General features: G+C 67.2%; 13 protein-coding genes. 5 read left to right on the top strand and 8 right to left on the bottom strand.

The genetic code is table 11. The features are described from left to right. Position 1: 1 nt before the first annotated feature. The 5 genes from NTM_RS05725 to NTM_RS05705 all read right to left on the bottom strand — a co-directional run bounded on the left by NTM_RS05725 (position 2) and on the right by NTM_RS05705 (position 5278). Positions 2–346 (bottom strand): hypothetical protein, encoded by a 345-nt coding sequence (locus NTM_RS05725; RefSeq protein ID WP_435405121.1) that lies wholly within the window; start codon positions 344–346, stop codon positions 2–4. 93 nt (positions 347–439) lie between these two features. Further along, on the bottom strand, positions 440–1129 hold the full coding sequence (locus NTM_RS05720; RefSeq protein WP_232079626.1) for a hypothetical protein: 690 nt from the start codon (positions 1127–1129) through the stop codon (positions 440–442). A 362-nt stretch (positions 1130–1491) separates the two neighbouring features. Beyond that, on the bottom strand, positions 1492–2748 hold the full coding sequence (locus tag NTM_RS05715) for an acyl-CoA dehydrogenase family protein (protein ID WP_179963892.1): 1257 nt from the start codon (positions 2746–2748) through the stop codon (positions 1492–1494). A gap of 11 nt (positions 2749–2759) precedes the next feature. Beyond that, a complete protein-coding gene (locus tag NTM_RS05710; RefSeq protein WP_163765722.1) occupies positions 2760–4064 on the bottom strand; it encodes an amidohydrolase family protein in 1305 nt (434 codons plus the stop codon). 26 nt (positions 4065–4090) lie between these two features. Beyond that, positions 4091–5278 carry an amidohydrolase family protein gene (locus NTM_RS05705; protein WP_163765721.1) on the bottom strand — a complete coding sequence of 396 codons (1188 nt, stop codon included), beginning with the start codon at positions 5276–5278 and terminating at the stop codon, positions 4091–4093. A gap of 224 nt (positions 5279–5502) precedes the next feature. Here NTM_RS05705 and NTM_RS05700 point away from each other — a divergent pair, with 224 nt between their 5' ends. Next, complete coding sequence (locus tag NTM_RS05700; RefSeq protein WP_163765720.1) at positions 5503–6315, top strand: TetR/AcrR family transcriptional regulator; 813 nt, start codon at positions 5503–5505, stop codon at positions 6313–6315. On the opposite strand, the gene NTM_RS05695 is transcribed toward NTM_RS05700, so the two are convergent. Then, positions 6304–7464 carry an acyl-CoA dehydrogenase family protein gene (locus tag NTM_RS05695; RefSeq protein ID WP_163765719.1) on the bottom strand — a complete coding sequence of 387 codons (1161 nt, stop codon included), beginning with the start codon at positions 7462–7464 and terminating at the stop codon, positions 6304–6306. The genes NTM_RS05700 and NTM_RS05695 overlap by 12 nt on opposite strands. A gap of 106 nt (positions 7465–7570) precedes the next feature. On the opposite strand from NTM_RS05695, the gene NTM_RS05690 reads away from it, so the two are divergent. Next, complete coding sequence (locus NTM_RS05690) at positions 7571–8590, top strand: acyl-CoA dehydrogenase family protein (protein ID WP_163765718.1); 1020 nt, start codon at positions 7571–7573, stop codon at positions 8588–8590. Here NTM_RS05690 and NTM_RS05685 read toward each other — a convergent pair. Both NTM_RS05685 and NTM_RS05680 read right to left on the bottom strand, forming a co-directional pair. Continuing rightward, positions 8569–8985 carry a PaaI family thioesterase gene (locus NTM_RS05685; RefSeq protein ID WP_163769383.1) on the bottom strand — a complete coding sequence of 139 codons (417 nt, stop codon included), beginning with the start codon at positions 8983–8985 and terminating at the stop codon, positions 8569–8571. The two genes, NTM_RS05690 and NTM_RS05685, sit on opposite strands and share 22 nt — an antisense overlap. 17 nt (positions 8986–9002) lie before the next feature. Next, on the bottom strand, positions 9003–9911 hold the full coding sequence (locus tag NTM_RS05680; RefSeq protein WP_163765717.1) for an enoyl-CoA hydratase: 909 nt from the start codon (positions 9909–9911) through the stop codon (positions 9003–9005). 121 nt (positions 9912–10032) lie between these two features. On the opposite strand from NTM_RS05680, the gene NTM_RS05675 reads away from it, so the two are divergent. From NTM_RS05675 to NTM_RS05665, 3 genes are read left to right on the top strand one after another with little or no spacing between them, the layout of a single operon-like run. Then, complete coding sequence (locus tag NTM_RS05675; RefSeq protein WP_104864648.1) at positions 10033–11127, top strand: NAD(P)H-dependent amine dehydrogenase family protein; 1095 nt, start codon at positions 10033–10035, stop codon at positions 11125–11127. Then, positions 11124–11819, top strand: a complete 696-nt coding sequence (locus tag NTM_RS05670; RefSeq protein WP_163765716.1) for a nitroreductase family protein — start codon at positions 11124–11126, stop codon at positions 11817–11819. Before NTM_RS05675 ends, NTM_RS05670 begins: the two co-directional genes overlap by 4 nt. A 52-nt stretch (positions 11820–11871) precedes the next feature. After that, positions 11872–12999 (top strand): coiled-coil domain-containing protein, encoded by a 1128-nt coding sequence (locus NTM_RS05665; protein ID WP_179963891.1) that lies wholly within the window; start codon positions 11872–11874, stop codon positions 12997–12999. The last annotated feature ends 72 nt before the right edge of the window (positions 13000–13071 follow it).

The following is a 13071-nucleotide window of genomic DNA, read 5'->3' as shown; positions in this document are numbered from 1 at the left end:
GTCAGCCGCTCGGTTGCCGAGCCAGGCGGTCTTCGCGGATGCGGATCAGCTCCCTGAATCCGATGCTGTCGTACTTGGGCTTCGGCTGGATGCCCCATTCGTCACGTGCGGTCTGCTGTCCGGCCGCCTCGGGGGCGCCGCCGAACGGGGGTCCGCCGATCGGGTAGGGCTGTTGGCATTCCAGGGTGTCGTCGGAATAGCGGACCTTCAGCAGCTCGCTGCAGATCTCGGTCAGCGACAGCGTGGGCCAGCCGTACCAGACGGCGATCACCGGCACGGTCAGAGAGCCCTCGATGACCAGACCGAACAGGCATACATACAGCCCGCGTTTGAGCCATTTGTGCATGCGCGCCCAGACGGGCTCGGTGCCGAGAGGCAGCGATTTCGCGGAATCCGGTTTCTCCACGGCGATTTCGGCCACGATGGTCCTTTCTCGGCGTCAGTCGGAGAAGATCTCGCGGTTGACGGTGTGGAGGTACGGGATGGCCAGGAACGGCGTGATGTAGAAGATGTTGAACGCCCACCAGCCCAGGACGGGCAGACCCACCGCCGCGTAGCGGATATCCGCGTACAGCGTCATGTTGATGATGTAGCCGGTCCACACGACCACGCCGAACCAGCACGTCACAATCGTCCACTGGTGCCCCCAGCGCTTCATCTGCAGCAGTGCGATCGCCGCCGCGATCCGCATCGGAAAAACGATCAGAACGCAGACCAGCACCCACGCCTTCTCGCCCGGTGCGCCGGCGCCGCCGATCCAAAGCTCGTTGTAATGCCAGAAATAGCCCGCGTCGATCAGGCTTCCCCAAGCGGTGAACACCGTGCGTGTGATCAGCGCATGGTTGGCGAAAACATCGAGCGCCCAACCGATGCTGTTGAGCGCGGCGTCGAGGATGATGACGTATCCGATCAGCGTCACCATCATCGGCCGGACCGACAGGCCTTCCCGCTGAGCCTGGCGCAGCAGGTAGATGCCGCGGCAGAACACCGGCAGACCGATGATGCCGAGGACGAGCGTCCCCATGAGCGCGGTGCCGGCGATGCACCACACGTCGGCACGACGCTGCGCTGCGCGACTCCGCGCGTCATGCTCGTCCAGGGTGAGCGTTTGGTTCGGGGTGGTGGGCATCGGCGGTCCTACCAGTCTCTGGTCAGGTACATCTGAAGCTGGATCGCGAACATCGCGATCAGCACCCCGTAGATGAAGATCTGAAAAGCGATCAAGCCGCGCTTACGTTTTCGATCCTGATCTTGCATGGTCTCTCCTACTTCTGCTCGGTCAGAATGTGCCGATGCTTCCCAGCATCCAGTAGAAGAATGCGACGAGGCCGCACATCACGATCCAGGTCACGCCCAGACGTACCAGTTCCTGCCACACCGTGTGCTCCTTCGCCGGCGAAACCGCGATTCGAAGCGAGAATAGCAGCATTCTCGAAAATGAGAAGTCGCATTTACGTGATCGCCAACGGCCCGCTCGGCGACTCACGTGGGTCAGGAGCGTGGAATGTCTTTCCAGGCCTTGCCCTTCCACGGGTCCGGCTCCTTGGGTAGTCCGAGCACGCGTTCCCCGAGGATGTTCTTGTTGATGTCGGTGGTGCCGCCCTCGGTGCCGTTGGCGAGACTGCGCAGCATTCCGTGTACCTCGCGCGGCAGCGCATCCGGATCGTCGCTCGCGGGCCAGGCCACCGCGGCGGTGCCGAGCAGATCCACCATCAGGTCCTGGATCTGCTGGTTGAGCCAGGCCTGATGGACCTTGCCGATCGACGACGCGGCGCCGGGGGACTGGCCGGCGGACAGCGCGGCACGTACCCGGGCATTGGTCCAGCCCCTGATCTGCTCCTGAGCCCACAGGCGCATGATCTTGCCGCGCACCAGGGGGTCCTCCCATCGCCCGGTTTCCCTGGCCAGGGTGATCAGTCGGTCCGCTCCGGCGCCGCCGAGACGGCCCATGCCGCCGGATCCCGATCCGGACACCATCTGCCGCTCGCTGGACAGCGTCGACGCGCTCACGCGCCATCCGTTGTTGACGTCCCCGATCCGGTACGCGTCGGGCACACGGGCGCCGTCGAGGAAGACCTCGTTGAACTCCGCCTCGCCGGTGATCTGGCGCAGTGGGCGCACCTCCACACCGGGTTGGTGCATATCGAGCAGAAAGTAGGTGATGCCTTGGTGTTTGGGTCGCTCAGGGTCGGTGCGGGCCAGCAACATCGCGAAATCCGCCTCGTCGGCCCAGGTGGTCCAGACCTTCTGACCGGATATCACCCAGTCGTCGCCGTCAGGCACCGCCCGGGTGGCCAGTGAGGCGAGGTCGGATCCGGCCCCGGGTTCGCTGAAGAGCTGACACCACTTCTCCTCGTTGCGAACGATGGGGGGCAGGAAGCGCTGCCGTTGTTCTTCGGTGCCGTGACTGAACAGTGCTGCGGCGGCGTTGTTGAGCCCCAGCGGGTTGAGCCGGGTCAGCCGCAACGGCGCCAGCACCTGCTCGATGGCGCGTGCGACGTCGTTGCCGATCCCGAGGCCGCCGTGTTCGGGTCGCCAGGTCGGTGCCACCAGACCCGAACGTGCGAACGCCGGATACCACCGCCGGTACTCGGCCGCGCTGCGTACGGAGCGCAGTGCGGCGGGGCCCTCGGCGGCTGCCGCCCGCCAATCGGCGGGTACCTCTGCTTCGACCCAGTCCCGGACCGCGCTGACGGCTTCGGCGGCGGAGGACTCAGAGGTGATCGGCAGCGCTGACTTGTCCGTCATCGGCCGACGAGCTACTTTCCTTGTTTCCCAGTGGTGTTCACGGTGACCTTCGACATCTGGGCCTGCCAGTCGGATCCGCCGCCGTGGTCGTGCTTGGACAGGGCTTTGATGGATACGTCGTGGCCTTCGGCGGCTTTGCGTAGGGCGCCGACGGTGGCCTGGTCTTTGGGGATGTGGCTGAACGGGTCCCAGTGATACCAGCGCATCGCGTTCTGGTAGGTCATCTTGTCGATCTCGTCATCGGGCACGTTGTTGGCCGTGAGGACCTCGTCGAGCTGCTCGGGGGCGCCGGGCCACATCGAATCACTGTGCGGGTAGTCGGCCTCCCAGCAGATGTTGTCCACCCCGATCTGATGCCGCGTCGTGACCCCCACCGGATCAGCGATGAAACACGTCAGGAAATGCTCCCGGAACACCTCACTGGGCAGCTTGCCGCCGAAATCCTGTCCCGTCCACGTCGAATGCATCTCATAGGTGCGATCCACCCGCTCCAAGAAATACGGAATCCAGCCCGTACCCCCCTCAGAGAGCGCGATCTTGAGCGACGGATACTCCTTGATCGGGCGCGACCACAACAAATCCGCCGCCGCCTGCACGATGTTCATCGGCTGCAACGTGATCATCACATCCATCGGCGCATCCGGGGCCGTGATCGCCAACCGCCCCGACGACCCGATATGCACATTGAGCACCGTCTCGGTATCGACGAGCGCCTCCCACATCGGCTTCCAATGCTCGAAATCATGGAAACTCGGATACCCCATCGCCGCCGGATTCTCGGTGAACGTCAACGAATGCACCCCGCGTGCAGCGTTGCGGCGGATCTCAGCCGCACACGCCACCGGATCCCAGATCACCGGCAACGTCATCGGAATGAACCGCGCCGGATACGCCCCGCACCACTCCTCGACATGCCAGTCGTTGTAGGCCTGCACCAACGCCAGCGAGAACTCCTGATCCTCGGTGGCGAACAACCGGCCCGCGAAACCCGGGAACGACGGGAAACACATCGACCCTAAAATGCCGCCGGCATTCATGTCCTTGACCCGCTCATCAACCTGCCAACACCCGGGGCGGATCTCGTCCAACCCCTGCGGCTCCAGGCCGTACTCCTCTTTCGGGCGCCCCGCCACCGCATTGAGCGCCACATTCGGAATCACCACATCCCGGAACTGCCACGTGTCCGAACCATCCGGGTTGTGCACCAACCGCGGCGCCTCATCCAGATACTTGCGCGGCAGATGATTCTTGAACATGTCAGGCGGCTCGACGATGTGATCATCGACGCTGATCAGGATCATGTCCTCTTTGTTCATGCGGCACTCCTTCCGTGCGGGGGTGATCAGGCGAGGCCGAAGAAGTTCTTGGCGTTGGTGGACAGCACCTTGCGTTTGGTCTCCTCGTCGAGACCTTCGGTGGCCTTGTTCGCGACGTCCGTGCTGTGCGGCCAGTTGGTGTCGTTGTGCGGGTAGTCGGTCTCGAACATCAGTTGGTCCTCGCCGACGAGGTCGAGGATGCGGAACGCGACCGGGTCGCCGAAGGTGGAGAACCAGATCCGGCCGGGGACCTGCGTGCTGGGGGGCTCGGTCAGCAGCGGGTGGATGCCGCCCCAGGCCCGGCGGTCCTCCCAGACTTCGTCGACGCGTTGCAGGTAGTACGGAATCCATCCGGCCTGCGCCTCGGCGAACGCGATCTTGAGCCGCGGGAACTGCTTGAGTTTGGCCGAGAACAGCCAGTCGACCAGCGCGATGGTGCAATTGACCGCCATCAGCGCGCTGGTCACGACATGCGGTGCGTCGGGTGAGGACTTGGTCAGCGACGAGCTGGATCCGATGTGGAGCATGATGCCGACCTCGTTGCGTTCGCACGCGGCGAAGAACGGATCCCAGTAGCCGCTGTGGATGGATGGCAGGTCCAGCCGGGAAGGAAGTTCGGAGAAGCACAGCGCCTTCATCCCCTTGGCCGCGACGCGGTCGACCTCCTTGGCGGCGAGGTCGACGTCCCACAGCGGGATGATGCCGAGCGGGATGAGCCGCCCGTTGGAGCTCGCGCCCCATTCGTCGATCTGAAAGTCGTTGTAGGCCTTCACGCACAGCTCGGCGAGCTCTTTGTCCTTGCCGTAGAGGAAGCGCTGCCCGCAGAACCGCACCAGGGTGTTCGGGAAACAGGCCGAGGCCTCGATCCCGGCGATGTCCATGTCGGCCAGACGGTCGGCGGGGCGGTAGCACCCGGGCCGCATCTCGTCGTAGGTGATCGGATCGGTGGTCAGCTCGTCGAGGTCGTAGCCGGCCGCGGCGCTGATCAGCGGGATCGGGATGATCGAGTCCTCGTAGTGCCAGATATCGGCATCCCGGCCGTCCGGGTCGTCGATGAACGCGACATCGGAGGTGACGCTGGGATCCATGCGGCCGCGATGGCGCACGATCCGGGGCCCGACGTCGTGGTATCGCTGGGGCAGCCGACTGGTCCACAGGTCGGCCGGCTCCACCAGATGGTCATCCGGCGACACGATCAGGATGTCTGTGCTCAACGCTGCACTCCTCCGGGGACGGCTGCGACACAGTCGCAAAACAAATGTTTCCGCAAATGAGAATAAGCGTTTTCACCGTACCGCATCGGTGTGCGCCCGCGCGCGGGTTCGGTCGCCACACCGCTCGTCGGAGGCGGTGGACGGCCAGGTGTGGAGGTCCCGGCAAGATGCACGTGTCGGTCGACAGCGTGTGTTCGCCGGGGAACGCGTATTCTCAACCCATCATGACTGCGAAGAAACGCACCGAGCCCGACGTGAACGCCGACCTGGAGCTGGTCGAGGCCGCCACCGACACCGAGGTCGAGGCCGGGATGCCGAGCAGCTGGCAGGAGCGCACCATCGAGCGTCGCCTCAGCCAGGCCCGTGCCCGTGCGCTCGCCCGCAGCTCGCGATTCCTGGCCACCGCGCTAGAGCTCGTCGAGGAGTCGGGGAGGGCCGACTTCACGATCCAGACGTTGATCGACCGCTCGAACCTGAGCCTGCGCGCCTTCTACCAGCACTTCGCGGGTAAGGAAGAGCTACTGCTCGCGTTGTACGAGAACGCCACCAGCCAGTTCATCGAGGGGATCCGCCAAGAGGTCGCCGCGGCCGCCGCCGACGGCCCGATGGCCCAGCTGGAGGCGTTCTGTCGCGGCTTCCTGTCCCGCGCGGAGTCCTCCGAGGCGGTCGGTGGCCGGGTCATGACGATCTACAACCTCAGCCTGGAGATCGAACGGCCGGCGGATTTCGCGAAGATCTGGGAGCCGCACCAGAAACTGTTGACCAAGATCTTGACGGCATGCTCGCGCGCCGGTTTGGTCCGTGACGACCTGACCCCGGCCCAGTTGACCACCCTGCTGAACTCGACGCTCATCGCGCTGGCCCAGATCGGGGTGTTCCACCTGGGCGTCAAGGGCGCCGAGCTCGAAGAGGACCAGCTGTGGGCGTGGTGCCTGCAGGCGTTGACCCCGCCGGCGGCTCCGGTGAAGAAGACCGTCGCGGCCAAGGCGGCGCCCCGCAAGCGTGCCCCGCGCAAGGCCAAAGATCTAACGGGGTAGACCGAGCCCGCGCTGGGCGATGATGGTGCGCTGCACCTCGCTGGTGCCCGCATAGATCGTGGTGCCCAGCGAGAACCGCAGCAGGTGTTCGAAGCGTCCCCGTTCCGGCGCCGTCGGCTCGTAATGGGAGCGCATCGCGTCGGGGCCGACGAGTTCGACCATGTCCTGGCTCGCCCGTACCAGGGCTTCGGTGGAGAACACCTTCGACATCGGCCCTTCGGCGACCGGCGCGAGTCCGTTCTCGGCCATCCACACACAGCGGCGCTGCAGCAGCATCGACACTTCGAGTTCCATCGCGACGCGCGTGATCCGGCGCCGCACATCAGTTTTGGTGATCGGCGGTGACCCGTCGGTCGCCGCGGTGTCGGTGGCCCAGGCCTCGGCGTGGTGCAGCAGCCGCGCGATGTGCGGCCCCCAGCCCGATGCGTGCTCGTCCTGCAGTGACAGGCCCAGGACCTGCCAGCCGGCGTCGACGTCACCGATGCGCCACTCGTCGGCAACCCGCACATCGCTGTAGAACGTGATGTTCGTCCGCTCGCCCGATAGTGTCCACACCGCCTGGGCTTCGAAACCGTCGGTGTCTGTCGGCACCAGAAACATGGTGAGCCCCTTGTGTTTCGGTTTGTCGGGGCTGGTGCGGGCGAGGAGGAAGACGTAGTCGGCGATGTGGCCGTTCGTGGTGAACATCTTGGAGCCGTTGATGATCCAGTCGTCTCCCTGTCGCACCGCTCTGGTGGCGGCAGCGGCGACGTCCGATCCGCATTCCGGCTCGGTGAACCCGAGTGCGACGGTGATGTCGCCGGCCAGAGCGCCGGGGAGGATGCGCTCCCGCAGCGTCTGGGTTCCGACCTGCCGGATGATCGACGCCACCATCCGGGTGGTCTCGGACAGGTATACGGGCGCATCGGTGCGCATGAGTTCTTCTTTGAGCGCCTGGTCTTCCCACGCGTTGCGGTCCTGTCCGCCGAATTCCGCGGGCCAACTCGGCGCGAAGTAGCCGTGATCGACCAGGCCCTTGGCGAAGTCGTCGTCGTGCGATACGCCGCTGCGGTAGATGCGCTCCTCGAACTCGGGTGTCATCACCTCGGCGAGATGTTCGCGCACCCCGGCGCGGAAGGCCTCGGTCTCGGGTGCGGACTGAAAGTGCATGAGCGCCAACCCATCTGTTTCGTCGGCCGGGCGTTCGGCAGGGCCGGTCGGTAATGATACTCTCAAAACTGAGAAGCATCATATTCGCATGTGAACGGGGGCCGCAGTGGACCTGAGCCTGTCCGGCGAACAGCGCCAGCTGGTGGAATCGTTTGCCGCGATGTACGCGCGCGAGTCGACCTCCGAGAGGGTGCGGGCTGCCGAACCCCTGGGATTCGACGCGAAGTTGTGGGCCGCGCTGGTGGACACGGGTGCGGTCGAGATGGCCGTGGCCGAATCGGACGGCGGCTGGGGCGCTTCGGAATTGGAACTGGCCCTGATCGCCGAACAGTACGGACGGGCTGTCGCATCGGCACCGGTGATCGAAGCGCAGGTCGGTGCCAGGGTGCTCGCCGCCGCGGGCTCCGGCCTGCTGGCGGATGCGATGGCGGGTGACCAGGTCGTCACCTTCGCCCCGCGCCCCAGCCGCGGGGACGCGCTGGTGCTGGTTCCCGGCGGCGCGGTCGCCGACGCGGTGGTGGCGCTCGCCGGCGACCGGCTGGTGGTCGCGTCGGCCGGCAGTCGTGACCAGGTGGCCAACCTCGGCTCGTTGCCGCTCGCGGACATCACGGTGGACAGCGCGGTGGACGGGGGCGTCACCGTGCTCGCCGACGGCCCGGACGCGGTGCGGCTGTTCTCGGATGCGGTGGACCTGTGGCTCACGCTGACCGCGGCCGCGATGGTGGGCGCTGCGGCGAAGGCCCTTGAGATCGGCGTCGACTACGCCAAGCAGCGCCACGCGTTCGGCACTCCGATCGGCGCCTTCCAGGCCGTGTCGCATCCGCTCGCGGACAGTGCGGCCGCTGTCGACGGCGCACGTCTGCTCGCGTTCGAGGCGGCGTGCGCGTTCGCCGACGAACCGGGCCGGGTCACCGAGCTCGCCGCGATGGCATTCGCGTTCGCCTACGAAACTGCGCGCGACGCAACGCAACGCGCGCTGCACATCCACGGCGGCTACGGATTCGGGATGGAAGGCGACATCCAGCTGTACTACCGCAGGGCGCGCGGCTGGGCGATGGCGTACGGCGAGCCCGCGGTCGCGCTGGACCGCGCCGCGGACGCCCGCTACGGGGCCGTGCCCGGCTGAGCCGGCGCTTTCGCGTCCAGCAGCGCGAAACTCAGGGTGGCGCGCGCGGCGAGCCGGTCGGCGGCCACGTCGACGACGTCGACCGCGACGACGACCAATCGTCTGCCCGCCCGCACCAGGGTGGCCGTCGCGCGCGCGGGTCCCCCGACGATCGGGGCCAGATAATGGATCGTCATGTCGGCCGTGCCCGCGCCGGCATTCGAGCTCGCGTACTTGACCGCGAGCCGTCCGCCGGCGACATCGATCAGCGTCGCGACCAGACCGCCCTGCAGCGCGCCGCGGACATTGCGCAGATCCGGCCGGTTGTGCAGGTCGACGACCACGGTGTCCTCGTCGTCGACCACGTCGAAGAACGGCAGCTGACCGAACAGGTGACCGGGGATGGTCACCTGCATCGGTTGCGGGACGGTCGTCATGCCTGCGCTCGCACCTGATCCTTGACCGACAGCACGATGGGCGGCGCGGTGCGCCAGTTCGGCACGCCCTGCTCCTCGCCGGCGGTCGCGCGCTTGTCGTCGCGGACCCCGACCCAGTGCGAGTGATTCAGCTGATGAAGCGTGAAACAGGACTGCAGCGCGTTGTAGAAACCCATGTTGTCCACGGACTGGTTGACCGACTCCTTGATCAGCAGAGCGGCCATGGTCGGGACGGTCGCGATGCGGCGCGCCATCTCCAGCGTGCGTTCGGCGAGTTCCTCGCGCTTGAAGACCTTGCTCACCATGCCCAGCCGGTAGGCCTCCTCGATGTCGATCGCATCGCCGGTCAGCATCAGCTCCTTGGCGCGCCGTGGGCCGAATTCCCATGGGTGACCGAAGTACTCCATGCCGCACATGCCCAGCCGGGTGCCGACCACGTCGGCGAAGCGCACCTCCTCACTTCCCACGATCAGGTCGCAGGCCCAGATCAGCATCAGGCCCGCCGAGAACACGTCCCCGTGCACCTGCGCGATGGTGATCTTGCGCAGGTTGCGCCAGCGAAGGTTGTTCTGGAAGAAGTAATGCCATTCCTGCAACATGATCTTCTCGGCGCCCTCGCGGGTGCCACCGTTGATCGCCGCGGTCGGGTGCTGTTGCGGACCGGGAGTGAACTCGGCGCGGGCCTGTTTGGAGCCGATGTCGTGGCCGGAGGAGAACATCGGTCCCTCGCCGGCGAGGATGACGACGCGGACATCGTCGTCGGCTTCGGCGCGCGTGAAGGCGTCGTCGAGTTCGACCAGCATTCCCCGGTTCTGAGCGTTGCGTTGTTCCGGACGGTTCAGCGAGATCCGGACGATCTGCCCGTCGTCGAACACCTCCCACTTCAAGAACTGGTAATCGGTCATCGGCTCCTCCATCGTCGCGCCCCGTGGTAATGGTGTTATCCATTAGTGAGAAGCTATGTTCTCATACATCGCGTCTTCGCCGGGGAAGGTGGACATGACAGAGATCCGATGCAACCCGAAGGTGATCCTGTGGGGTCCCGGCCAGGTCGGGGTGGGAGCGCTGCGCGCGCTGATCGCACACCCGGGGCTCGACCTGGTCGGAGTCGTCGTGCATGCCGAGGCCAAGGACGGCATGGACGCGGGCGCACTCTGTGGCATGCCGGCCACCGGGGTGGTGGCGACGCGCGACATCGACGCGGCGCTGGCCCTCGACGCCGACGCCGTGGCCTACTTCGCCTCCGGGGATTACCGCTATCGCGAAGCCGCGCAGGACATCGCACGGTGCCTGCGCGCCGGCAAGAACGTGGTGTGCACCTCGCTGGTGCCGATGTGCTACCCGCCCGCGGCCGATCGGGAGACCGCCGAGCTCATCGAATCGGCCTGCGCGGAGGGCGGCACCAGCTTCTTCAACAGCGGGGTCGATCCCGGGTGGGCCAACGACGTGATCGCGCTGACCATGACCGGATTCAGCAGCCGCGTCGACACGATCACCATGCTCGAGATCCTCGACTACGGACCCATCGACCAGCCCGACATCATGTTCGACTTCATGGGTTTCGGGCATCCGCCGGACCACCCCGCCCCGCTGTTCGACCCCGAACGTCTTGCCGCGCTGTGGGCACCCACGGTGCATCTGGTCTCCGACGGAGTCGGGCTGCCGCTGGACCGTGTCGACACCACCATCGAAAAGTGGCTCGCCACGCGGCGTTACGAGGTCGCCTCGGGATGGATCGAACCGGGCACCATGGGCGGGATGCGGTTCAAGTTGGCCGGGATCGTCGACGGGGAACCCCGGGTGGTGTTGGAGCACATCACGCGGATGGGTGAGGAGTCGGCGCCGGACTGGCCCCGGCATCCGTCCCCGCACGGGGGCTACCGCGTCATCGTCGACGGCCTGCCGACCTACACCGTGGACATCGAGATGCACGGCCGCGGCAACAACATGCGCGGCCTGACCTACGCGACGGTGATGCGGGAGCTCAACGCCATCCCCGCGGTCATCGCGGCACCGCCGGGGGCGCTGTCGACGCTCGATCTGCCGCTGGTGACGGGTCCGGTACGCGGCGGCACCTGGCGCGGCGTGCTGCCGCCGACGCGATCTGCCCTTCCGGCATGAGCCGCGACGCGGTTCCGGCCACCTCGGACGACCTCTGGACCGTCATGAGGACGGCGTCCGCGGTGCGGCGATACCGCGACGATCCGGTCGACGACCGCGCGGTGGAGCGATGCCTGACCGCGGCGAGCTGGGCACCGTCGGGCGGCAACCAGCAGCCATGGCGCTTCGTGGTGCTGCGCTCGGAGCGGGCGCGCGCGCTGATCAGCGCGGCCGCCGCGCAGGCGTGGGACAGCATGCGGGACTTCTACGGGTTGCCCGAGGTGGACGACGGGGCCGCGGATCCGAAATCGCGGGTGCTGCGCGCGATGGCAGAACACATGCGGGCCGGCGGCTCGGCTCCCGTCCTCGTACTGTTCTGCGTCCAGCCGCAGCCGGGCGCCTCCGACCTGCACCAGGGCGGCTCGGTCTTCCCGGCGGTGCAGAACTTCCTGCTGGCCGCGCGGAGCCAAGGTCTCGGCGCGGCCATCACACTGTGGCACAGCCTCTGCGAGGTCGAGTTACGCGAGCTGATCGGAATCCCGCACGACTGGCAGCTCGCCGCGCTGTTGACCGTGGGCCGGCCCCGCGGCGGGCACAAGCCGGTGCGGCGACGGCCGCTGGCGGAGGTGGCAGTCGTCGACCGGTGGGACCGGCCCTGGACAGGTGTGGGCGCCGACACGGTCCGAGTGGACATCGCCGGGGCCAGTTCGTAGCCTTTCCCGGGGTATCGACGGCGGACCGGTGGCGGTCCACGAGTGAAGGACCGTGACAATTCGCAAGACCGGGGTGCGCTACGCCCTCAAGCGGACGACGTGCGGTTTTGCGACGGCTGTCCTGGTCGCGGCGATGGCCGCGGGCGGTGCGATCGCCGACCCGGCCGCTGATGCGCTCGCCAGACTCAACGAGTTGTCCCAGCAGGCCGTGCAGAGCCGGCAGGCGCTGACGACCGCCCAGCACGACGCCGAGGCCAAGTTCGCCGAGCAGGCCGCCGCCGCCGAGCGTCACCGCGCCGACCAGGCCGCGCTGGACGCCGCGAACGCCGATATCGCCGCGCTGCAGGGCGCGGTCAACCGCGTCGCCGCGATGGACTACATGAGCGGCAGCCGTACCGAGTTCTCCGCGTTGCTGACCGCGGCCTCTCCGCAGAAACTGATCGATCAGCTCGCGGTGCAGCGCACGCTCGGAACCCGGATCGCCGACCAGATGCGGGCCTTCCGATCGGCGCGCGAGCGCGCCGCCGGTGCCGCCCAGGCGTCGGAGAAGTCCGCCGCCGAGGCGGGTGCGGCCGTCGAGGCCGCCGCCGCGATACGCGCCGAGTTACAGGCCAAGCTCGCCGAGCTGCTGCAGCAGATCGCCGCCGCCGAAGCGCAGTATGCCGCGCTGACCCCACAGCAGCAGGCGATCGTCGACGCCACACCGCCGCCGGTCGCGCTCCCGCCCGCGGCACCGCCGCCACCCGTTCCGCCCATCGAAGCGCTGCCCGCGATCCCGCCCGGCGACGTCGCCCCACCGCCCGCAGCCCCGATCCCGGATGTCCCCGAGGCGCTGCCGATGGGCGTCGCGGTCGAGGCCGGGCTGCAGCCCAACGCGATCCTCGCCGCGCGGGCCGTCAGCCAGCAGTTCCCCCAGATCGCGAACATCGGCGGGGTACGGCCGGACTCCAAGCCGTGGCATCCCAGCGGTCTGGCGATCGACATCATGATCCCGAACCACAGCAGCCCGGAGGGCATCGCGCTCGGCGACCAGATCATGGCGTACGCGTTGGCCAACGCGGCCCGCTTCGGGCTGCAGGACGTGATCTGGCGTGGCACCTATTACACCCCGGCCGGCCCGCAGGCCTCGGGATACGGGCATTACGACCACGTGCACATCACGGTGACACCGCGACGCTAGCCCCGTGCACCTCGTAGAAATCGACGCCGAAATCTCACGCAAGCGCTTGCGTAAGCGCTTGTCCGGTGCTCT

Source organism: Mycolicibacterium parafortuitum (genome assembly GCF_010725485.1).
In the GTDB taxonomy this organism is placed as follows: domain Bacteria; phylum Actinomycetota; class Actinomycetes; order Mycobacteriales; family Mycobacteriaceae; genus Mycobacterium.
Note: the sequence above shows the minus strand (reverse complement) of the source record. Positions and strands in the feature narration are given on the sequence as shown.